This is a genomic window from Burkholderia sp. PAMC 28687, from assembly GCF_001577465.1.
In the GTDB taxonomy this organism is placed as follows: Bacteria; Pseudomonadota; Gammaproteobacteria; order Burkholderiales; family Burkholderiaceae; genus Caballeronia.
This window is the reverse complement of the sequence record NZ_CP014505.1, coordinates 986,520-1,008,531: the sequence shown is the minus strand read 5'-3', so window position 1 is coordinate 1,008,531 and position 22,012 is coordinate 986,520. Positions and strand designations below refer to the sequence as shown.

14 protein-coding genes and 1 pseudogene are annotated in these 22,012 nt (G+C 62.6%); 6 read left to right on the top strand and 9 right to left on the bottom strand.

Annotated elements, in window-relative coordinates:
* Positions 1–48 precede the first annotated feature (48 nt).
* The 3 genes from AX768_RS04670 to AX768_RS04660 all read left to right on the top strand — a co-directional run bounded on the left by AX768_RS04670 (position 49) and on the right by AX768_RS04660 (position 4,298).
* Positions 49–3,240 (top strand): multidrug efflux RND transporter permease subunit, encoded by a 3,192-nt coding sequence (locus AX768_RS04670; protein WP_061998982.1) that lies wholly within the window; start codon positions 49–51, stop codon positions 3,238–3,240.
* Positions 3,241–3,328: 88 nt separating this feature from the next.
* Positions 3,329–3,628, top strand: coding sequence for a hypothetical protein (locus tag AX768_RS04665; RefSeq protein ID WP_061998981.1), 300 nt, complete (start codon positions 3,329–3,331; stop codon positions 3,626–3,628).
* A gap of 31 nt (positions 3,629–3,659) precedes the next feature.
* A complete protein-coding gene (locus tag AX768_RS04660; protein ID WP_061998980.1) occupies positions 3,660–4,298 on the top strand; it encodes a VC0807 family protein in 639 nt (212 codons plus the stop codon).
* A gap of 72 nt (positions 4,299–4,370) precedes the next feature.
* Here the strand turns inward: AX768_RS04660 and msbA are convergent.
* The 6 genes and pseudogenes from msbA to AX768_RS04630 form a co-directional block, all read right to left on the bottom strand.
* Positions 4,371–6,088 (bottom strand): annotated as a pseudogene (gene msbA / locus AX768_RS04655) (lipid A export permease/ATP-binding protein MsbA).
* A gap of 286 nt (positions 6,089–6,374) precedes the next feature.
* Positions 6,375–7,661 (bottom strand): O-antigen ligase family protein, encoded by a 1,287-nt coding sequence (locus tag AX768_RS04650; RefSeq protein WP_061998979.1) that lies wholly within the window; start codon positions 7,659–7,661, stop codon positions 6,375–6,377.
* Positions 7,658–8,794, bottom strand: a complete 1,137-nt coding sequence (locus tag AX768_RS04645; protein WP_061998978.1) for a glycosyltransferase family 9 protein — start codon at positions 8,792–8,794, stop codon at positions 7,658–7,660. The genes AX768_RS04650 and AX768_RS04645 overlap by 4 nt, the downstream gene beginning before the upstream one ends.
* Before the next feature lie 114 nt (positions 8,795–8,908).
* The gene (locus tag AX768_RS04640; protein WP_061998977.1) at positions 8,909–10,189 is read right to left on the bottom strand and encodes a nucleotide sugar dehydrogenase; all 1,281 of its coding nucleotides are present in this window, start codon (positions 10,187–10,189) and stop codon (positions 8,909–8,911) included.
* Positions 10,190–10,264: 75 nt separating this feature from the next.
* Entirely contained in the window at positions 10,265–11,083 is an 819-nt protein-coding gene (locus AX768_RS04635; protein WP_061998976.1) for a polysaccharide deacetylase family protein, read from the bottom strand.
* Entirely contained in the window at positions 11,080–12,177 is a 1,098-nt protein-coding gene (locus AX768_RS04630) for a glycosyltransferase (RefSeq protein ID WP_061998975.1), read from the bottom strand. Before AX768_RS04630 ends, AX768_RS04635 begins: the two co-directional genes overlap by 4 nt.
* A gap of 303 nt (positions 12,178–12,480) precedes the next feature.
* On the opposite strand from AX768_RS04630, the gene AX768_RS04625 reads away from it, so the two are divergent.
* A complete protein-coding gene (locus AX768_RS04625) occupies positions 12,481–13,248 on the top strand; it encodes a glycosyltransferase family 2 protein (RefSeq protein ID WP_061998974.1) in 768 nt (255 codons plus the stop codon).
* On the opposite strand, the gene AX768_RS04620 is transcribed toward AX768_RS04625, so the two are convergent.
* Positions 13,217–14,314 (bottom strand): glycosyltransferase family 4 protein, encoded by a 1,098-nt coding sequence (locus AX768_RS04620; protein WP_061998973.1) that lies wholly within the window; start codon positions 14,312–14,314, stop codon positions 13,217–13,219. The genes AX768_RS04625 and AX768_RS04620 overlap by 32 nt on opposite strands.
* A complete protein-coding gene (gene dnaE / locus AX768_RS04615) occupies positions 14,314–17,877 on the bottom strand; it encodes a DNA polymerase III subunit alpha (RefSeq protein ID WP_172811965.1) in 3,564 nt (1,187 codons plus the stop codon). Before dnaE ends, AX768_RS04620 begins: the two co-directional genes overlap by 1 nt.
* A gap of 249 nt (positions 17,878–18,126) precedes the next feature.
* Between dnaE and AX768_RS04605 the strand changes: the two genes are divergently transcribed.
* Positions 18,127–18,996 carry a sulfurtransferase gene (locus tag AX768_RS04605; RefSeq protein WP_082778748.1) on the top strand — a complete coding sequence of 290 codons (870 nt, stop codon included), beginning with the start codon at positions 18,127–18,129 and terminating at the stop codon, positions 18,994–18,996.
* Between the two features lie 58 nt (positions 18,997–19,054).
* Positions 19,055–19,939, top strand: coding sequence for a tRNA glutamyl-Q(34) synthetase GluQRS (gluQRS, locus tag AX768_RS04600; protein WP_061998970.1), 885 nt, complete (start codon positions 19,055–19,057; stop codon positions 19,937–19,939).
* Between the two features lie 70 nt (positions 19,940–20,009).
* On the opposite strand, the gene AX768_RS04595 is transcribed toward gluQRS, so the two are convergent.
* Positions 20,010–21,560: a DEAD/DEAH box helicase gene (locus tag AX768_RS04595; RefSeq protein WP_082771394.1), complete on the bottom strand. Its 1,551-nt coding sequence runs from the start codon at positions 21,558–21,560 to the stop codon at positions 20,010–20,012.
* Between the last annotated feature and the right edge of the window lie 452 nt (positions 21,561–22,012).

Below are 22,012 nucleotides of genomic sequence, written 5' to 3'. Positions count from 1 at the left end.
TTTCCAGAAAAAAGCCCGGATCAACCCCGTTAAATCGTCAGGACCTGCGTGTCGTCTTTCTTTATCGATCGTCCGGTATTTGCATGGATCGTTGCGCTCGCCATTTTCGTGGCGGGCGCGCTCGTCACGCCCTTCCTGCCCGTCGCGCAATACCCGCGGCTGACGCCGCCGCGCATCGTGATCTCGGCCATGTATCCGGGAGCCGCGCCGGAAAGCGTCGACAACACGGTCGCGAGCGTGATCGAAGAAAGTCTCGATGGCGCCGAAGGCCTGCAGTACTACGAAACCACGAGCGACAGCATCGGCGAACTCGAGATCGCCGCCACCTTCTCGGCGGGAACGAACCCGGACATCGCCATGGTCGATGTCCAGAACCGCATGAAGCAGATCGAATCGCGGCTGCCGCAGCAGGTCGTCCAGCAAGGCATCAGCGTGTTCAAGTCCACGGGCACCTTCCTAATGCTCGTGGCGCTCACCTCCACCGATGGCAAGCGCGATTCAGTGGTGCTGAGCGACTACGTGAACCGCTACATGCTGCGCGACCTGAAGCGCGCGCCGGGCGTCGGCGCCGCCGATTTGTGGGACGCGGGCGAGGCGCTGCGCGTCTGGATCGATCCGATGAAACTGCGCGAGTACAACCTCGCCGCCGCCGACGTGACGCAGGCCATCGCCACGCAAAACTCGACGGTAACAGCCGGCACGCTCGGCGACGTGCCGTTCGTCGAGGGGCAGCAACTGACGGCGACGGTGACCGTGCGCGGCCAGTTGATCTCGCCGCACGAATTCGGCGAAATCGTGCTGAAGGCGCGGCCGGACGGATCGGCGGTCCGGCTGAAAGACGTGGCGCGTGTAGAGGTGGGCCGCGATAGTTACGCGTCGTTTTCACGGCTGAACGGCAAACCATCGGCAACGGTCGGGATCAAGCTCTCGCCGCAAGGCAACGCCATCGAAACGTCGGATGCAATTCGCGCGAAGCTCGCCGAACTGTCGCGCAGCTTGCCGCCGGGCGTGGCAGTCGTGATCCCCTTCGATACCTCCAGGTTCGTCCACGTCGCGCTGCACGAAGTGGCGCTGACCCTGCTCGAAGCCGTGCTGCTCGTGTTCCTCGTCATGTGGCTGTTCCTGCGCGACTTGCGGTATGCGCTCGTGCCGACCGTCGTGATTCCGGTCGCGCTCACCGGCGCGCTGCTCGCGCTCTACGCGCTCGGCATGTCCATCAACGTCTTCACCATGTTCGCGCTGGTGCTTGCAATCGGCATTCTTGTCGATGACGCGATCGTGGTCGTCGAAAACGTCGATCGCGTGATGCGTGAGGAAGGTCTTGCACCCAAGGCCGCCACGCGCCGCGCGATGAAACAGATGGGCAGCGCGATTGTCGGCATCACGGCGGTGCTTACTGCCGTGTTCGTACCGATGGCCTTTTTCCCGGGCAGCGTAGGCGGGATCTATCGGCAATTCACGGTGGCAATGATCGCGTCGATCCTCGTCTCCGCGTTCACCGCGCTCTCGCTTACGCCCGCGTTGTGCGCGAACTTGCTGAAGGCGCCGCCGCGCGACGCGCGAGGACATGGTGCTCACGGCAAGCACAGTTCACGCGGCTTTCCCGCTATGTTCGACTGGACCTCGCGCAAATACAGCGGCCTCGTCGCACGCGTGTTGCGTCGGGCAGGTTCCATGTTCGTGGTGTATCTCGTGCTCGCCGGCGCATGCGCGCTGCTTTATATGCATATGCCCAATGGTTTCCTGCCACAGGAAGACCAGGCCCAGCTCCAGGTCATGGTGCAATTGCCGGCCGGCGCCACGCAGGCGCGCACACTCGCGGCGATCGAACAAACGGAAGCCATTCTTCGACGCGAACCGGCGGTATCGAATATCACGAGCGTCGTTGGCTGGAGCTTCCAGGGCAGCGGCCAGAACGTGGCAATGTGTTTCGTGGACCTGAAGGACTGGTCCGCGCGGGATATCGATGCAGGCGCGCTGCGCGACAAATTGAACCGCTCGCTCGCGGGCATCATGGATGCGACGGTCTCGGCGCAGATGCCGCCGCCCGTGCCCGGCATGGGCCATTCAGAAGGCTTCGTGATGCGCCTGGAGGACCGTGGCGGCATTGGAATCCAGGCGTTGACCGCGGCGCGGGAACAGCTCTTCGATCAAGCCAAACGCAACCCCGCGTTCGCCGATGTCCACTCGGAAGCGCTGCCGGACGCACCGCGCATCGTGCTGGATGTCGACCGTGCAAAAGCGTATGCGCTGGGGGTGTCGTTCGACAGGATCGGCGATGCGCTCGGCAATACCTTCGGCTCGACGTACATCGACGACTTCCCGTCCGGCGGCCGGATGCGCCGCGTGATGATCGCCGCCGATGCGTCTTCGCGCATGACCGAAGCCGATCTCATGAATCTCTCGGTGCGCAATCTTGCGGGGCAGATGGTGCCGTTGTCGTCGGTGGCATCGCTCCACTGGACGACCGGTCCTTCCGTGCTCACGCGCTACAACGGCTCGCCTTCACTCGATGTCAGCGGCCGCCCGGCCAACGGCGTGAGCTCCGGCGCGGCGATGGCCGAAATGGAGCGCCTCGCGCAGATGCTGCCGGTTGGCGTCGGCTTCGACTGGACCGATACCGCGCTCGAAGAGACCCGCGCGGCGCGGCTCACGCCGGTGCTGATCGGCTTGTCGCTGCTGGCCGTGTTCATGGCGCTGGCCGCGCTCTACGAGAGCTGGACCATTCCGCTGGCGGTGCTGACCATCGTGCCGCTCGGCATGATCGGCGCGGTGATCGCGATGTACACGCGCGGCATGCCGAACGACGTGTATTTCAAGGTCGGCATGATCACGGTGATCGGGTTATCGGCGAAAAACGCGATCTTGATCGTGCAGTTCGCCCGCACGCTTCACGCCGATGGCATGGCGCTGGCCGAAGCCATCGTCGCCGCTGCAAGCGCCCGCTTCCGGCCAATCGTGATGACATCGGCGGCATTTTTGCTGGGCGTCACGCCGCTGCTCGTGTCGAGCGGCGCCGGGGCGGAAAGCCGGCGTTCGATTGGCACCGGCGTGTTCGGCGGCGCGATCACCGCGACCGTTCTCGGGCTCGTGTTCACGCCGCTGGCGTTTTTCATCGTGGTATCGGTGCAAAGATTCATGCAGCGCAAATTCAAGTCGATGACCCGCGAAAAACCATCGGCCAGCACAGAACTCGACGACCTGCCCCGCGCCGATATCCAGGGTTCGCGCGATAGCTGACCGGGCGGCCGCACCGCTTTCCCAAACTCCCGTCGCAACGACCTATGATTGCTACAATCCGCGTTTAACGCGTTCGCCGGAGGTTGGAATGGCCTATCCCGCGGGTACAGTCGCCGCGCTCAGTTCGGCGGCGGCGACGGTGTTTTCCATCGGCATCGTGTTCCTCGGGTACTGGGGCATCCACGAATCAACCCAGTGGCATTTCGCCGATGTCACCGTGGCCATCCTTGCACTCGGCGGCTTCATATGCCTGGGTCTGGTGCCCTGGCTCGCCACCTCCCCCGTCGCCCATCCCGACGACGACTCCCTGATACGCCATGCGCGGCACGCCTTTCTGGCAGGCGTGGGCGCGCTTTGGCTGGCAATCGTCGTGTCGATCTTCACGTGAATATCCGCCTTTGACCCGCCCTCCGTTCAATATGAAGATTCGCCCCGCACAAGTGATCGAGCTCGTGGTGAATCTGCTGCTGCCCTGGCTCGCTTACAAACTCGCGTTGCCGTATTGGGGTGAGCTTGGGGCGCTGTATGCATCGGCGGTGCCGCCGATTGTCTGGAGTCTTGCCGAGTTTGCAAGGAACCGGCGTGTCGATGCCCTGAGCGTGCTGGTGTTGATCGGCATTGCGCTGTCCATCGTGCTGATGGCGCTTGGCGGCAGTCCGCGCCTCTTGCTGATGCGTGAATCGATGGCATCCGGCGCCATCGGCCTTGCGTTCCTGCTATCGCTCGTCGCGCGCCGGCCGCTGACGTTCTACCTCGCACGGGCGACGGTGGCACGCGAATCCGATGGCGGCGCCGAGCGCTTCGAGACACTGTGGGAGAGCCGGCCTCAATTGCGCCGCTCGATCCGCCTGATGACGTTTGCGTGGGGACTGGGGCTGACCGGCGAGAACCTGCTGCGCGCGTGGCTTGCGTGGCATTGGCCGATCGAACGCTTCCTGCTGGTGTCGCCGTTTATCGGCTATGGGATTTATGGCGGCCTGACGGTGTGGACGATCATTTATCGCAAGCGGATGAAAGCGCGCGAGGCGGCCGCACCGGCAACGCCGGTTCAATCGTGAACCCGCGCAAATAAAAAACGCGCCCTTGCCTGTTGAGCAAAGCGCGCGTTTCGGTCAGAGCGACTTCTTATTTCAAGCCGCTTGCTGCTGATACTGGATCCGATGCAGGTTCGCATACAGCCCGTTGTGCCGCAGCAATTCGGCGTGACTGCCCTGCTCGGCGATCTTGCCCGCGTCCATCACGAGGATGCGATCCGCGCGCTCGATCGTCGATAACCGGTGCGCGATGACCAGCGTCGTGCGCCCTTTCATCAGGGTTTCCAGCGCTTCCTGGACGTGCCGCTCGGATTCGGAGTCGAGCGCGGACGTCGCTTCGTCGAGGATCAGGATCGGTGCATCCTTGTAGATGGCGCGCGCAATCGCAAGCCGCTGGCGCTGCCCCCCGAGAGCCGCATGCCGTTGCCGCCTACGCGTGTCTCCATGCCTTCGGGCATGGCGTCGACCACGTCCGCCAGATTTGCCGCGGCGAGCGCCGCTCTCACGCGTTCGCGGTCCGGTGTCTGGCCATACGCGACATTGGCGGCGATCGTGTCGTTGAAGAGCACCACGTCCTGGCTCACCATCGCCATTTGGCTGCGCAGGTCGTGGAGGCTGTATTCGGGAAGCGCCACGCCGTCGACCATGACCGCGCCGCCGGCCGGGTCGAAGAAACGCGGCAGCAGGTTGACCAGCGTTGTCTTGCCGCTGCCCGATGCCCCCGCCAGCGCCACCATCTCGCCCGGCGCGACCTTGAACGACACGGCATCGAGCGTAGGCGCGCCGCTCGTGCCATAGCTGAACGACACGTCGCGGAATTCCACTTCGCCGCGCGCGTGCTGCAAGGAACGGCCGCCGCCTTCGGGCTCGACGGGTTCATCGATCAGACCGAAGATCAGCTCGGCCGCCGTCATGCCGCGCTGCAGCGGCTGGTTGATGTCGATCAGGTGCTTGAGCGGCGAGATCACCAGCAGCATGGACGTGACGAACGCGACGAAACCGCCGACCGTGGTCTGGTCGTTCGCCGATTGCACGACGGCGATGGTGATCACGATCGCGAGCGCAATCGATGCGAGGAATTGCGTCAGCGGCTGGGCGAGACCGCCCGACACCGTCATGCGCATGGAGTAGCCGCGCAGGCGGTTGCTCATGTCGGTGAAGCGGTCGTTTTCGTACTTCTGGCCGTTATGCACCTTCACGACCTTGTAGCCGCCGACCGTTTCTTCAACGATGTACGACAGCTCGTTCGTGAGCAACTGATGCTCGCGGTTCAGGCGGCGCAACCGCCGGTTGATCTTGCTGACCAGCCAGCCGATAGCCGGCAGGATCACCGCGATCACGAGCGTCAGGCGCCAGTTGAGGATGAACAGATAGCCGAGCAGGAAGATCACCGTCAGCGAATCGCGCACGAGCGTCACGACAACGCTTTGCAGCACGTTCAGGATCTGGTTCACCTCGAACACGATCGCGTTGATGATAGTACTGGCAGTTTCGCGCTGGAAAAAACCGGCGCTGGTGTTGATCATCCGGTCGAACATCTTGAGGCGCAGTTCGAGCAGGATCTTGTTGGTGACGTACGAAAGCAGGTAGCCGGACGCATACTGCATACCGCCGCGCACGACCGCGAGACCGACAACCGCAGCAGGCACGATCCACTTGGCGCTCGCGCTGCCGTTCGCGCCGAAGCCGTGGTCGAGCAGCGGTTTGAGCAGCATCGGGATACCGGCTTCGCTGGCGGCGACAAAACCCATCGCGATCAGGCCGAGCGTCACGATGCCGAGGAGCGGCTTGATGTATGGCCAGAGCCGGGTCATGACGGCGGCGGGCGATGTGGTCTTGCCGCCGCCAATCGTTTTGCTCAAGGTTGGCTTTTGACTCAAAAGTTGTTTTCCTGGTTGGTGCATGGGCGGGCGCGCACGGGACTTGGCCGCTCGCACGGCGCCTGTGCTTTTGTGCTCTTGCCCTGACTCTGCCCTGTGCCGGTTCGGCAAACCGGTATTGTAATGCGGTGGGGTGCTCTGTCTCATTAACACCCTCGGCGCTTCGCCACGGCAATTTTCCGAGAAGCTCAGAAACGCGGCTAACACATACGGCGCACGATCATCGCTGTTCGCCGTTGCGCGCTTTCGGAACCATTCCAGCCAGCTTTTCCCCCTGCCCCATCAGGAAGCCGGAAAAACACCAGAATGCAAGTGCCGTCGTCTGCCACATGAAGTCATCGGTGGAATTTTTCGCGATCATGCCCACCGCCAGCGCTATTCCCGCAGCGCTCACCCATGGCACCGCGTGCCGCAGACGCCAGAAGCGCCAGATCAACGCCAGCAGCAACGAAATCTCCAGCACCACGCCGACAATGCCCGTCTCGAGCCACGTGTTCAGGAAAAGGTTATGCGCGTGCGTCAACGCCTGCGGCTCACGCTCCAGCAAGCTCGGCGGAATTTCCGCCTGAAAGACGCGTCCCGGCAAAGGCTTGCCAAAACCAACGCCCGTCCACGTGCGCGCCTCGCCCTCCCGCCCGTAGAACGCCCACAGTTTGGGACGGGTATCGGAGGACATCGCGTCGCCGATACCCGCCAGTGCCTCCGGCATGTACATCTTGTCGCCGGCGACCGTGACTTCGCGCGCCACCGGTTTCGGCATGTTGTGACCGAGACGCAAACGCACGCTCAGCTCGAGCGTTCCCACCGCTGCGACGCAAATCACCAGCACGCTCACCGCCGCAAGGAACAAATGCTTCCGATACAGCGGGTAAGCCGCGACCACGAGCGTGACACCCGCAGCCGGCCAGAAAAACCGATTGAGCGTCGCCAGGCCGATGACCAGCGCCAGCACAATGCCGCTCAGCCCGAAAAGCCGCCAGCGGCGATCCATCAGGAAGCCGGTGAAAAGGGTTATCGAGAAGATGGCGAGCGTGCTCGTGTGGCCAACCCGGTTGTAGTAGTGAAGAAGGACATCGGCGGGATTGGTGGGCGGCTGCAGGCGGCCCCAGTAATACACACTGCCGGCCGCGAGCAGCAGGCACGCAACCCAGTTGATCAGCACGATCTGCTGCGGCCGCTCAGTGCGTGTGCCGACGAGCCAGAACGCCAGGAAAGACACGAGCGGATACAGCACTTCGTCGAGCCACGCATGCATGCTGTCGCGCGGGAACGGCGACCACGAGACGGATATCAGCGCCCAGGCGCCCCAGGCCGCTATAGGCAGTACCAACGGCCAGCGCAACGGCGATGGCCGGTCCGGCGAAAATGCCGCGGCAAGCGTGCCGATCCCCACAAGTCCCAGCGACAGGTTTTCGAGCGCGGTCATGTGGGCGAACATCGCGACAAACATAATGACTGGACACGCCACCCACAGGACGCGTTCCACCTTCACGCACATCTTCGTCATTGCACTCCCGGAAGAGCCGCCCGCAAGCTTTTGCAGACGGCCTCAAGCGATATAAAGCCCATGCAGTCGGCATGGTCGCCGCGCCATGCGACGCACGTCGATGTATTGCGATCACAGCGGCGGGCCCACGCCACGTACCGCCTGAAAATATCGGGTTGATCACGGCACGGCATTTCAGCGATAGTAACCGGCGTGAACGGCGCATCGCGCCAGTAGTTTCCCGCGCCATGGATCAGTGCGTTGCCCGGCCCGAACAGCGCGATGGTCGGCACGCCGGTCAGACGTCCGAGATGAGCCACGCCGGTATCAGGGCAGACGATCGCCCGCGCACCGGCGAACATATGCCACACCTGACGCAAATCGATACGGCCGGCAAAGCTCGCATACCGTCCGGCGGGATCGATTGCGTCGATCAACCCGGTTTCGCTGGGGCCGCCGCTCCATACCGGCCTGAGCCCGAGCGTTTCCACATAAGCCGCCAGCGCGCGCCAGCGCTCATCGGGCCAGCGCTTGACGTCAGTGCTCGCGCCTGGATGCAGCACCACGTAAGGTTGCTGCAAGATGCGTGCATCGTCTTCCGCGAGCGCCGCAGGCGCCGGAGCTGGCCAGTCCTCCGTCCGATATGCCCGCGGCGCCGGCCCGTCGATCAACCCGGCGGCAATATCGGCCCACGCGCCCGGATGGTCTGGATAGGGCACGGCCTGGTTGAGCGGCCAGTTCTTCCAGGCAGGGAGATCGTGCGCGTGACCGACGATCCACCGGCATCCGGCCGCGAGCGCCAGCCACGCATGACGATTATCCCCGGCTACGATGCCGAGATCGTACGGTCCCGAACGCAACACGGCCCTGACCGAGCGCTGGTCGCGCGGATCGAAGGGAATCACATCGATACCGAACGGCTTGCCGGCGTAAAGCGGCACGATCGGCTTCGGACAGGTCAGCACGATCTGCGCATCCGGATGTTGGGCGCGCAATTTGGCGATGAGCGGCGTCAGCAGCAGCGTGTCGCCAAGCAACAAGTGATGCGCAATCAGGACGCGCCTCACCACCTGCGGCTTCCGGCGCAACGGCTTCAACGTCAGCCGGGGCAATGCGCGGGTCATGATGCGCATGCGTCCAGAAAGTCGGCTCATCGGACAGCGTTCCTGCTTGAGAATTAGAGTGTGTGGGTTGCGATCGATACACGCCAGGAACCACGCCCATTCAGCGAACCCGGCAATAGAGGAGGTTCAGGCCCGGCTAACCGTTCACAAACGCCACACTACGAGGCCCGCCGCAGCGATCTCCTCCAGCGGCAAGGTCGACTTCACGTCGGCGAAAACGGCGCCCGGTTTCGCCAGCGCGATCAATGCGCCCGTATTTTGCAGGAAATTGCGATGCGGCACCGCGAGAACAACAAGATCGGCCTGTTCCAGCGCATCGAACGCGGTCAGCGACGCGCCGTATTCGGTGAAAGCTTCCTCCGGGTCCGCGAGCGGATCGTGGAGCTGGACGTTGAGACCGTAGTCTTCGAGGTGATGAACAATATCGATCACCTTGGAATTGCGCAGGTCCGGGCAATTCTCCTTGAACGTGAGCCCGAGCACGACCGCCTTCGCCCCCAGCGGCGCGCGGCCGGTCCGGATCAGCGTCTTGACGGCACGCTCGGCAACAAACCGTCCCATGCCGTCGTTGACCCGTCGTCCCGCAAGGATCACCTGCGGCGTGTAACCCGATACCTGCGCCTTGTGCGTCAGGTAATAAGGATCCACGCCAATGCAGTGACCGCCCACCAGACCGGGCGTGAACGGCAGGAAGTTCCATTTGGTGCCGGCGGCGTCGAGCACTTCGCGGGTATCGATATCGAGGTAATCGAAAATGATCGCCGCCTCGTTCATCAGCGCGATGTTCAGGTCGCGCTGGGTGTTTTCGATCACCTTCGCGGCCTCGGCCACCTTAATGGACCCGGCGCGGAACACGCCCGCCGTCACCACCGAGCCATACACCTCGGCGACCAGGTCGAGCGTCCTTGCATCCGACCCCGAGACGATCTTCACGATATTGCAGAACGTGTGCAGCTTGTCGCCCGGGTTGATGCGCTCCGGGCTGTACCCCACCGTGAAATCCGTGCCGAAGCACAAGCCCGATTCGCGCTCGAGAATCGGCACGCAGATTTCTTCGGTGACACCGGGATAAACCGTCGATTCGTACACCACGATGTCGCCGCGCTTGAGCGCCCGGCCGACCGTTTCGGAGGCGCGGATCACCGGCTGCAGGTCCGGCTGCGCGCCGGCGCTGATCGGAGTCGGCACAGCGACGATGTGGAAGTCGGCTTGCTTCAGGCTCTCGACGCTGTCGGTCAGTTCGATCTGCGCCCCAGCCAGTTCGTCGCGGCTGACCTCGCCGTTGCGGTCCAGACCCGCGCGAAGGTCGGCGAGCCGGTTCGGGCTGACGTCGAAGCCAATCGTGCGGCGCTGCATGCCAAAGGCAACGGCGACGGGCAAACCCACATAACCCAGGCCGATAACGGAGACGTGTCGATCATGCATGGCGATAATTACTCGTAAGTGTCGGGACTCGCGTGGGTCCGAATGCGTCGCCGCGGCGGCTGCTTCGGTCCATCGTCATTTGATTTTCAGGTAAAGGCGGCTGAGAAGCGGCCGGCTGTGAACCCACAGGCGGCTTTTCAGCCACGCAGCGGGTTTGTCGCGTACGTCGAGCCGGAAGATATGACCCGGATCACCGCGCTGGACGTTCGTGCCCGGTTGCACCGTGTAGAGATGCCGGAACCCCGCGGCGGCGGCCTCTTCTTGATAGTCGGTATCGAAATAACCCTGCGGCCAGCAAAGATGATCCGATGCCTCGCCGAGATTCCGTTCGAGCGTCGCGCGGGCTTCTAGCAAGTCATATCGCAGGCTGGCGCGTCTGACAGCCGGGTCCGCGCTCACCCGATCCCAGCGCGTATGCGTGTGCGTATGGCTGTGGAATTCGAACGTTCCGGCCTGGCGCATGGCGTGAATCTCGGACCAACGGGCGATCACCTTGTCCGTTTCACCTGCCTCGATCGCCGCCTTCGATGCCGTATGCCCCAGCAACTCGGGCAGGTCCGGCAATGCGCTCACCGAGTTGGAACGCACGGGGCCGTCGTTGATCCATCCCGATACCAGGAAACCGAGCGCCGTAAATCCGTGCCGTGCGAGCACCGGATGGGCGTGAACCCAGTTGTCGAGGTATCCGTCGTCGAAGGTGAGCACCACGGACTTCTCGGGCACCGGCTCGCCTGCAAGATACGCGCTGAAAGCGCTCGCACCCAATGTCGTGTAACCCTCGCGCGCGAGCATCGCCATCTGGTCCGCGAAATTCGTCGGCGATACGGTCACTGCGCCCGCCGCCGGGCTCACGTGGTGATACATCAGCACGGGCACGGCGCGCGCCGTCTTCATGCGAGGCCCCGCTCGCTCAGGCTGCTCACATAAAACGCAGCCATTTCGTTCGCCATGGTGTCCACCGAAAAACGCGTCTGCGTGATGCGCAAACCGGCATCGCCCATACGGCGGCGGTCGTCGGGGGCATCGGCCAGGCGCAGCAGGGCGGCGGCGAGCGCCCGGTCGTCGTGCGCCGGAACGAGCAGGCCGTTCACGCCGTCGTCGATAACCTCGGGCACACCGTCCACCGCCGTGCCGATCACAGGCAGTCCTGCAGCCATGGCCTCGATAAACGACGTCCCCAGCGCCTCCTGATGTGTCGGCAGCACGAACAGATCGAAGCCTGCCAGCACATTGGGGATGTCGCGGCGCAGCCCGAGCATATGGATGTGATCGGCAAGACCGTTGTCCTGCACGCTCGCGCGGATTTCATCGAAGAGAGGTCCGTCGCCGGCGAACACAAAATGCAGGTTTGGACGCTGTTGGATCAAAGGTTTCGCAATCCGGATCAAATCCGCGTGGCCTTTCTTGTCGCGCAGGATTGCGACCGTGCCGGCGATTACCGCGTTCTCTCCGAGGCCAAGTTCCGCGCGCAGCGTGGATGCCGCGCGGCTCACCGACGGTGGTTTCGCGATACCCGTATAAATGGTCACGACATCGTTTTCCGGCACGCCTTCGGATACCAGATAACGCCGCACCGACTGGCTCACGGCGACCACCTTGTGCGGCAGCCATGTGTACGTGGCGCGCGAGGTGATGGCAAGCGCGAGATGGCGAGTGCGCACGATCAGCGGCGTACCTGCGAGACGCGCGGCAGCGCCGCCAAGCAGGCTGTCGCGGCCACTGTGCGTATTGAGCACGTCGAAACGGCGTTCCTTCAAAAGCTGCCGAATGCGCGCGACCGCGCTCACGTCCATGCCCGATCGCATGGGTGTGGTGTGAATCGTGAAGCCTTCCGCGCCGAGCCGCTCGCCGAGCCGCGCGCCCGGAACACAAACGAGTTCCAGCGTATGGCCGCGTTCACGCAGCGCAAGCATTTCCTTGAATGTGCGATGTTCCTGACCGCCCCACCCGTTGGACGATTCGCTGTGCAAAATTCTCAGCGGTTTCATTGCAGTGATGGACTCCGTTTGATCCTGACGTGCCGCTGCTTGCCCCAGGCGGTTGTATTGTGAGTTCCGGCGCTGAGCCGGGCAGGCCGAGTCTGGTATAACGATGTCCAGCTTCGCAGACTTCAGGCACGCCACACCGCCTGATGCCTGGTGCTCGATGTGCACTTCAACCAGTCTTGCAGCCATGCACGATCTGGTGCAGCTCACGGCATAAATTGCCGCGACCGCGACTATAAACGCAGCACTCGCGGCCGGTGCTTTTAGCGTCAAATTATAGCAATTCATGTACCTTTTTCACGCCCCATGACCCGCCCAACGCTCGGCATCGCCCTTATCACGTTCAATGCTGCGGCCCGACTCGCGCAATGCCTCGAGGCAGTCGCGTTCGCCGATGAAATCGTCGTGATCGATGGCGGCAGCACCGACGCTACCGCCGGGATCGCCGAGGCGCATCGTGCCCGTGTGATAGACGCGCCGGACTGGCCCGGCTTCGGCCCGCAGAAAAACCGCGCGCTCGATGCGCTGACAACAGACTGGATATTGTCGATCGACGCCGATGAAATCGTGTCGCCCGAACTGGGCCTGGCGATCCGAGAAGCGCTCGCCAAGCCACAGGCCGATGTCTACGCGGTCGACCGTTTATCGAATTTTTGCGGGAACTGGATTCGCCACAGCGGCTGGTATCCGGACTGGATTCCCAGGCTCTTCAAACGCGGCACGGCGCGTTTCTCCGATGATCTCGTGCACGAGCGGCTCGTGCTCACACAACCGGACGCAACAAAGGTCGCGCGCTTGAACGGCAAGCTGATGCATTACTCTTACGAGGACTTCGAGACCGTGCTGCGCAAGCTCGATACGTACTCGACGGCCGGTGCACAACAACGTCACGCGGCGGGCAAGCGCGGCAGCTTCAGCACCGCGGTGCTGCGCGGTGCATGGGCGTTCGTGCGGACCTATTTCCTGCGCCGTGGTTTTCTCGATGGCCGCGCCGGTTTCATGATCGCGGTGTTCAACGCGCAGACCGTGTATTACCGCTTTCTCAAACTGTCACAGTTGAACCAGCCGCACTGACGGCGAGTTCCAGCAAGGCGCTGACGTGCGCCGCGATGCTCGTGTCGTAGAGAATGGATTCGGCCGATGCATTCGCCGGTTTTGCTGCAAGCGCGCGCTGCACCGCGCGGCGCAGATCATCGGCATTGCCGGGCTGAAACGTGAATTTGGCGTTGTCAGCAATCGCGCTGACGCAGCCGATGCTCGTCGGGAAAATCACCGGTGTTCCGCACATCACCGACTCGATACCCACTAGCCCGAACGGTTCATACGAAGATGCAAGAATCGTGAAGTCCGCCGCCCGATACGCGTCCTCGATGTTCTTCGCGTATCCGATATATCGGAGCGTTTCCGATGTCTGCACAGGCGGCCTTCCCGCGACTGCGATCACCACGGGCAAGCCGCTGTCGCGCAACGCCGCGTCGATCAGCGGCAAACCCTTGCGCTCGTGACTACTGGATGGAAACAGCAGGATGATCTCGTTATTGGCGAAACCGAACTGCTTGCGCAGCTCCACGCGTTTTTCGGCGGATACCGGCGAGAAACGCGCGCCATCCACGGGCGGATAAAGCACACGGATCTTCGAATCGGGCACGGCGTAGAGCGCGCGCAACTCGTCGCGCATCATCTCCGAGTGCGCGACGATCACCGTGGCCTGCTGATACTGCAAACGCTCGATCTTGATCTGACGCGTGTCAGAGGGACGTTCATGACGTCCGGTCGCGGCCAGGAAACCGATGTGCGTACCGCCGCAAATCGCGATCTCCGAAGACTCCACGCGATTGCAGCCAATCAGCACATCGACTTGCGCCTTCTTGCGCGCACGCTTCAACGCCCAGTTGAAATAGGAATCGCGCAGCTTGGACGGCAGCAAGGATACGTTGATCCTGTGCGCCGCAACCATCGCGCTTTCGGGCTGAGAAGTGTCGATCTTGCGGGCAAAAAACGCCGGCTTGCGCTCGCCTGCGTAACCAGCCGCGTTGAGCCCGCGAACCAGGTCCAGCGCGTAACGCTCGAGGCCGCCGCTTTGTTTGAGCGCATTGGCGGAGATGCCGAGACTTGGCCGCGCGTCGGTCCCGGCGCGCATCAATAAACGATTTCGATGGAGCTTCCCGCGAACTCTCCGCGCAACGCCGTGATGAGGTCGTCGGTTGGTTTCACCCGCCATTCGTCGCCAAGCCGCACTTCGCCTTCCGCGTGTTCGCTTCGGTACAGGATGCTCACGTTCAGGCCATTCGGGATTGGGACCGGCACGCGCTGACCACGGCCGCCGCCATCGCGATCGCCGCCTCTGAAGCCGCCCCGCGATGAGGGCTGAACAGCAGCGGGCGCCGCAGCCTGCTCGGGCGGTGCGCTATGCGCTTCCAGCACCTTCTTCAATCGCAAAGCGTCCGCGTTGCCGTTCATTTCGACCTTCACGGATTGCGCGTATTTGCTGCGCGCGCGCTCCAGATCCATTGCCGCTTCAACCGTAAAACGAATGCCGCCGGTGAACGCGTCGTTGCGCGCCTGACCCTGCACGACCAGCAACTCGTCTTCCTTGTAGAGCGCCTTGTTCGCCTCGAACTGCTCGTTGAACACAGTGACTTCGCACTGGCCGGTGCCATCGTCGAGATTGACGATCAGCATCTTGCCGCGCTGGGTCATCTGCGTGCGCATGGTCGTGATCACGCCCGCAACCAGCTTCTCGCGCCCTTCCTTCAACTCGCCGATCTTCTGGCGGACGAAACGGCGGACTTCGGTCTTGTAGGCGTCGAAGAGATGGCCCGACAAATAGAAACCCAGCGCGCTCTTCTCTTCCTGCAAGCGCTTCTTGTCCGACCACATGGGTTCGTCGACGAGTTCGTGACCTTGTTGCGGTTCGTCGCCCATGTCGAAGAGACCGGACTGCATGGCGTTCGCCGCGGCCTGATCCGCCGCTTCCATGGCGAGCGGCACCGATGCAATCAGTTGCGCCCGATTGTCATGCAGCGAATCGAACGCGCCGGCGCGAATCAGCGCTTCCACCGTGCGCCGGTTCACCATGCGCCGATCCACGCGTGTGCAGAAGTCGAAGATATCCGTGAACGGCGCTTCGTCGCGCGCCCGCAAGATTTCTTCGATAGCACTCTGCCCGCTGCCCTTCACCGCACCGAGTCCGTACCGGATGGTCTTCGAACGCTTGCCATCGGCTTCGGGCACTGGCTCGAACCGGTACGCCGACTGGTTGATGTCCGGCGGCAACACGACCATCTTGTTGACGAGGCAATCCTCGAACAGGATCTTGACCTTGTCCGTGTCGTCCATGGCGAGCGACATGTTGGCCGCCATGAATTCGGCTGGATGATGCGCCTTCAGCCACGCCGTGAAATACGCGAGCAACGCGTAGGCGGCCGCGTGCGACTTGTTGAAACCGTAGCCGGCGAACTTCTCCATCAAGTCGAAGATTTCGTCGGCCTTGACCGCGGTCAGTCCATTCTTCGCCGCGCCCTGCCGGAACAGTTCGCGATGCTCGGCCATTTCCTCGGCCTTCTTCTTGCCCATCGCGCGCCGCAGCAAGTCGGCGCCACCGAGCGAGTATCCGCCGATGATCTGCGCCATCTGCATCACCTGCTCCTGATAGACCATGATGCCGTAGGTCTCTTTCAGGACGGATTCCACGCGCGGGTCCGGATACTCGACGATTTCGCGGCCATGCTTACGCGCGCAGAAGCTCGGGATCAGGTCCATCGGGCCCGGTCGATACAACGCCACCAGCGCGATGATGTCCTCGAACCGGTCAGGCTGCGCGTCCTTCAGCATGCCCTGCATGCCGCGGCTTTCAAGCTGGAATACGGCGACCGTATTCGCTTTCTTAAGGATCTGGAACGAAGCGGGATCGTCTAGCGGAACCTGCGACAGATTCCAGTCTTTCTTCGATGGATCCAGCCGGCGGATATACCGTTCAGCCCAGTCGAGAATGGTGAGCGTGGTCAGGCCCAAGAAGTCGAACTTCACGAGCCCGACCGCTTCCACGTCGTCCTTGTCGTACTGGCTGACCACGCCGCCGTCTTCGCCCTGCGTGTAGAGCGGGCAGAAGTCCGTGAGCTTGCCCGGCGCGATCAGCACGCCGCCCGCATGCATGCCGACGTTGCGCGTGAGCCCTTCCACACGTTGCGCCAGCTCGATCAACTGATGCACTTCGTCTTCGTTGTCGAAGCGTTCCTGCAGCGTCGGCTCTTCCTTCAACGCGTCCGCGATGGTCACGTGCTTGCCCGGCTTGAACGGAATCAGCTTGGCGATGCCATCGGTGAACATGTAGCCCAGATCGAGCACCCGTCCAATGTCGCGCACGGCGGCCTTCGCGGCCATCGTACCGAACGTCGCGATCTGCGATACGGCGTCAGCCCCGTACTTCTGCTTCACGTATTGAATGACGCGGTCCCGCCCTTCCTGACAGAAGTCGATATCGAAGTCAGGCATGGACACGCGGTCCGGATTCAGGAACCGTTCGAACAGCAGGTTGTACTTGAGCGGATCCAGGTCGGTAATGAACAACGCATACGCGACGAGCGAGCCGGCGCCCGATCCCCGGCCCGGCCCGACCGGCACACCATTGTTCTTCGCCCACATGATGAAGTCGGCGACGATCAGGAAGTAGCCCGGGAAGCCCATGCCGATGATGGTCTTGCACTCGAATTCCAGGCGCGCGTAATACGTCTCGCGCTGCGCTTCGCGCGCGGCTTCGTCGGGGTAGAGCTGGGCCAGGCGTTTCTCGAGCCCTTCCTTCGACAAATGCACGAGGTAGTCGTCGAGCGACATGCCGTCGGGCGTCGGGAACAGCGGCAGTTTCGGCTTGCCAAGTTCGAGCTTGAGATTGCAGCGCTTCGCAATTTCGACGGTGTTCGTTAATGCTGATGGAATGTCCGCGAACAACGCGCACATTTCCTCTTGCGTACGGAAATATTGCTCGGTCGTAAAGCGCTTCTGACGACGCGGATTGGCGAGCATGTCTCCTTCGGAAATACACACGCGCGCTTCGTGCGCCGTAAAGTCGTCCGGCGTCATGAACTGCATGGGATGCGTGGCGACGACCGGCAGCTGCAACTGCGCGGCGAGCGCGACAGCCTGCTGGATATAGGTCTCGCCGCCCGGGTGCCCGGCCCTCTGCAACTCGATGTAAAACGCATTCGGGAACAGCTTCGCCCAGCGCTCTGCGTGACGTTGCGCTGCCTGGTCGTTACCGGCGGCGAACGCCATGCCAATGTCGCCATGCTGCGCGCCTGACAGCGCCAGCAATCCTTCCGACAACCCGCCTTCGAGCCATTCGTACTCGACTTCCGCGCGCCCACGATACTGGTTCGTCAGCCACGCTTTCGACAGGAGTTCGCACAGGTTCAGATAACCGCGCTGATTCTTGACGAGCAAGAGCAAACGCGCGGGCTTGTCGCGATCCGCTGGATTGGTGATCCAGACGTCGCAGCCGGCAATGGGCTTCACGCCCTTGCTGCGCGCTTCCTTGTAGAACCTGACGAGGCCGAATGCATTGCCGAGATCGGTCAGCGCGAGCGCGCCCTGGCCGTCCTTGGCTGCGGCCTTGACGACGTCGTCAAGGCGCACGATGCCGTCGGCAATCGAGAATTCGGAGTGAACACGAAGATGGACAAAGCGGGGATCTGACATGAACGATATTGTACATGCGCCTATTCGCGAAAATAGCCTTGAAAGCGCGCGTTAGCCATTCGACCTATGGTTCCGCAAGATCGATCCGCATGATGAAAAAAGTGCCGCATCGACGTGTACTCGTTAGCCGAACGGCCGAGTCGGAAGCGCGGGCCGTTTGCGAGATAATACGGATTCGACAGATGCCGGTTCCGCTCGTCGAACCCGCTTTTTCGCCCGGCAACGCCCGTTTTCAAGCACTTTAAGAGCATTTGCGTCATGAGCATCATCAATCTTTCGGCATATAAATTCGTGAGCATCGAGAGCGGCGCCGACTGGCGGCCGTTGCTTGTAGAGCGCTGCGCGGCGCTTGGCCTTCGCGGGACGATCCTGCTCGCGCCCGAAGGCATCAATCTGTTTGTCGCGGGCGCGCCGGAACCTATCCATGCATTCATGCACTACCTGCGCACGGACGCGCTCTTCGAAGGCAAATTCGCGGACCTGGAATTCAAGGAAAGCATCTCGGCCACGCAGCCGTTCGGCAAGATGCTGGTGAAACTCAAGCGCGAGATCATCACCATGAAAAAGCCGGCGATCAAACCGGAACTGGGCCGTGCGCCGTCCGTCCCCGCAGCCCGGCTCAAGTCGTGGCTCGACCGTGGATATGACGACGAAGGCCGTCCGGTCGTGATGCTCGACACGCGCAATGCGTTCGAAGTCGACGTGGGCACGTTCGATCAGGCGCTCGATTACCGCATCGACAAATTCAGCGAATTTCCGGACGTGATCGAAGCGCACCGCGCGGAACTGGAAGGCAAGACGGTGGTATCGTTTTGCACCGGAGGAATCCGCTGCGAGAAGGCAGCGATCCACATGAAGGAAGTGGGCATTGACCACGTGTATCAGCTCGAAGGCGGCATTCTCAAATACTTCGAGGAAGTTGGCGGCGCGCATTACCATGGCGAGTGTTTTGTGTTCGATCATCGGACGGCGTTGAATGCGGCGCTCGAGCCGGCGGCAAATCCGCAAAGTGGCGATGCCGCGGGCGCGGAAGACGAGGCTGCAAACAGCGACGAAGCGCACGCCGCAATCACCGCCGATGGCCGGGCGTCTTTCCCCGGCCCCGGCGAGCAGCGACACAAGGCATGAGGGCCGCGCCCGCGTGGCTGGTTCTTTTTGGAGCGATGCCAATAAGCAGGCTCAGCCAATGAACGCCGGACAAGGCTATCGCGGGCGATTTGCGCCTTCCCCCACCGGACCGCTGCATTTCGGTTCGCTGGTGAGCGCGCTGGCCAGTTTCCTCGACGCACGCGCCCATCGCGGCACATGGCTCGTGCGGATCGAAGACGTGGACGGTCCGCGCACAGTAGCCGGCGCGGCTGACGATATCCTCGAAACGCTGCGCAGGTTCGGCATGCATTCCGACGAGAAACCCATTTGGCAAAGTCAACGCGAGGACGCGTATCAGAGAGCGTTCGACCAGTTGTTATCGGCGGGATTTGTGTTTCCCTGTGGATGCACGCGCCGCGAGATAGCCGATTCGCTCGCGCATGCTCACTTGCGGCACGCCACGCTCGCTTATCCAGGGATCTGCCGCGACGGATTGCATGGCAAGCCGCCGCGCGCCTGGCGAATGCGCGTGCCGGACGGAGACGCCGCCGTATTCACTTTCGAGGATCGCTGGCAGGGAACGCAGACGCAGGATCTTGCAACGGAAGTAGGCGACTTCGTGCTCAAGCGCGCCGATGGCGAATGGGCGTATCAACTCGCAGTTGTAGTAGACGATGCAGATTGCGGCATCACGCATGTTGTTCGCGGCGCAGACTTGCTGGATTCGACCGCGCGCCAGATCTATTTGCAGCGATGCCTCGATGTGCCTACGCCCGCTTATCTGCACGTGCCCGTGGTCGAGAATGACCACGGCGAGAAGCTCAGCAAACAAACCGGCGCAACGGCACTGGACACGGCCAAACCGCTCGCAGCATTGACGCAAGCAGCGAGGCATCTCAGCCTGGAACCCTTGCCCGCCGGATCGCTTGAAGCTTTTTTCTTGGACGCCACGACTCAATGGGCGCAAAGGTTCGGGCCGTAGTTTCGTAATCTTCAAAAAGCAAAAAGCGGCATCGCGGCCGCTTTCTTCGCTACACACTCCCACGAACCCATCAAGACTCCGACGGCGTCCTGCGCGGCATGCCCAATCCGCCCAGCAACGCAGCCAACGGCTGACGCGGCGTATTCTTGCGCTCGGCTTCCGCCGCTGCCTCGTCCTGTGCTTTCCTCGCCGATGCCGGCGACGCTACGTACGGCTTCAGGAAAAAGTCATCGACCGGTTGCTGGCGCGAATGCGAACGTTCGAACGATGTAGAACGGCGGCGCGGCTCCTCGCTGCGTGCATGCCGGGATTCACCGCGTTCGGCGCGGGCCGGCCGTTCGTCGCGGCGACCCGGAGACGATTCGCGCCGCACCGGGACATCGACCTTCAGCGTCATGACTTCGAGCGGCCGCTTGATCAGCTTTTCGATATCGGCGAGTTGCTTGCGCTCGTTCGGGCTGCACAGCGACAACGCGTCGCCCGTCGCACCCGCCCGTCCGGTCCGGCCAATACGGTGAACGTAGTCTTCCGCGCTGAACGGCAGGTCGAAATTGATCACTGCCGGCAAATCGGTGATGTCGAGGCCACGCGCGGCAACGTCGGTCGCGACCAGCGCTTCGATCTCGCCTTTCTTGAACGCATCGAGTGCCTGCATGCGCTCGCCCTGCGTGCGATCGCCGTGGATGGCCGTCGCGATGATTCCGTCTTTTTCGAGCACGCGTGCGAGACGGCTTGCGCCGATCTTGCTGTTACAGAACACCAGCACCTGCTTCAGCCCGCGCTCGCGAATCAACTGCGTTACCGCGCCCGACTTGTCGCTTTCAGCGACTTCGAACACGATTTGCCGCACGTTCGCGTTCGTGGAATTGCTGCGTGCGACTTCGATGGTTTGCGGATTGCGCAAATAAGTCGCTGCCAGTTTCTTGATTTCGCCCGAGAACGTGGCCGAAAACAGCAGCGTCTGGCGCTCCTTCGGCAGCAGGTTCAGGATGCGCTGCAAATCCGGCAGGAAACCCATGTCGAGCATGCGGTCGGCTTCGTCCAGCACGAGCATCTGTACCTGACCGAGATTCAGCGTCTTTTGCTGAACGTGGTCGAGCAAGCGCCCGGGCGTTGCGATCAGGATTTCCACGCCGCGCCGCAAGGCTTCCGACTGCGGATTCATGTCGACACCGCCGAACACCACCGTACTGCGCAGCGGCGTGTGCTTGGAATAAGCCTGCACGTTGGCGGCGACCTGATCGGCGAGCTCACGTGTGGGCGTGAGGATCAGCGCGCGCACGGGGTGCCGGGCAGGCGATGCGCTCGTGCTGGCCATTGGCAGCAGGCGCTGGATGATCGGCAGCGAGAAACTTGCAGTCTTGCCCGTACCGGTTTGCGCGGCGCCCATGACGTCGCGGCCTGCAAGGACCACCGGAATGGCCTGCGCCTGGATGGGCGTAGGGATCGTGTAGCCGGATTCGACGACTGCGCGCAGGATGTCGGCGGACAGGCCGAACTGGTCGAATGTAGGCACGGGAGCAGGCGCTGCAGCCTCGGGTACGTGAGGCGTAGCGCTGATTTCAGCGCCGGGTGCGTCGGATTGAGCGGCGGACGGGTTCGTGACGACGGGATCGGACATGGTGACTTTGGTGGCTTTCGCTTTCGCTAAAAATGCGCCGGAGCGGCGCGCGAGCGGTCATTCCACCGCTCATGGACATCGTGAAGAAAGAAGCCGCGTGTTTCGCCTTGCAACTGGCAATCGACGATCAACGCGCGGACTTCGAATTCGCAAGGTTTCGACCTCTGCGAATTGTTGCCAGGTCCGTACTAATTCAGCCGGACAGCGTAGTACGTGCAGCTGGTACAAACGGCTCAAACGGCAAGTTACAAGTAGCGCGCCGGGTGGCAGCGACTCACATGGCGCCACCTCGACGGCAACCGACATGAAAGCATGCCGGTCCCGCCCTTCGCCGCAGCCGCGCCAGTCGTGGCGTCCGAACTACGGGAAAGCCCGATATTGTAGCACTGCGCCGCTTGCAGCCACACACCGATCGCGTCGCGTACCCCGCTGCCGCGAAAACCCCGCCGGCC

Coding starts and splice junctions, on each gene's coding strand:
- AX768_RS04660 (WP_061998980.1), top strand. CDS start 3,660: ATGAAGATTCGCCCCGCACAAGTGATCGAGCTCGTGGTGAATCTGCTG.
- AX768_RS04595 (WP_082771394.1), bottom strand. CDS start 21,560: ATGTCCGATCCCGTCGTCACGAACCCGTCCGCCGCTCAATCCGACGCA.
- AX768_RS04605 (WP_082778748.1), top strand. CDS start 18,127: ATGAGCATCATCAATCTTTCGGCATATAAATTCGTGAGCATCGAGAGC.
- AX768_RS04665 (WP_061998981.1), top strand. CDS start 3,329: ATGGCCTATCCCGCGGGTACAGTCGCCGCGCTCAGTTCGGCGGCGGCG.
- AX768_RS04645 (WP_061998978.1), bottom strand. CDS start 8,794: ATGAGCCGACTTTCTGGACGCATGCGCATCATGACCCGCGCATTGCCC.
- gluQRS (WP_061998970.1), top strand. CDS start 19,055: ATGAACGCCGGACAAGGCTATCGCGGGCGATTTGCGCCTTCCCCCACC.
- AX768_RS04635 (WP_061998976.1), bottom strand. CDS start 11,083: ATGAAGACGGCGCGCGCCGTGCCCGTGCTGATGTATCACCACGTGAGC.
- AX768_RS04630 (WP_061998975.1), bottom strand. CDS start 12,177: ATGAAACCGCTGAGAATTTTGCACAGCGAATCGTCCAACGGGTGGGGC.
- AX768_RS04625 (WP_061998974.1), top strand. CDS start 12,481: ATGACCCGCCCAACGCTCGGCATCGCCCTTATCACGTTCAATGCTGCG.
- AX768_RS04650 (WP_061998979.1), bottom strand. CDS start 7,661: ATGACGAAGATGTGCGTGAAGGTGGAACGCGTCCTGTGGGTGGCGTGT.
- AX768_RS04640 (WP_061998977.1), bottom strand. CDS start 10,189: ATGCATGATCGACACGTCTCCGTTATCGGCCTGGGTTATGTGGGTTTG.
- AX768_RS04620 (WP_061998973.1), bottom strand. CDS start 14,314: ATGCGCGCCGGGACCGACGCGCGGCCAAGTCTCGGCATCTCCGCCAAT.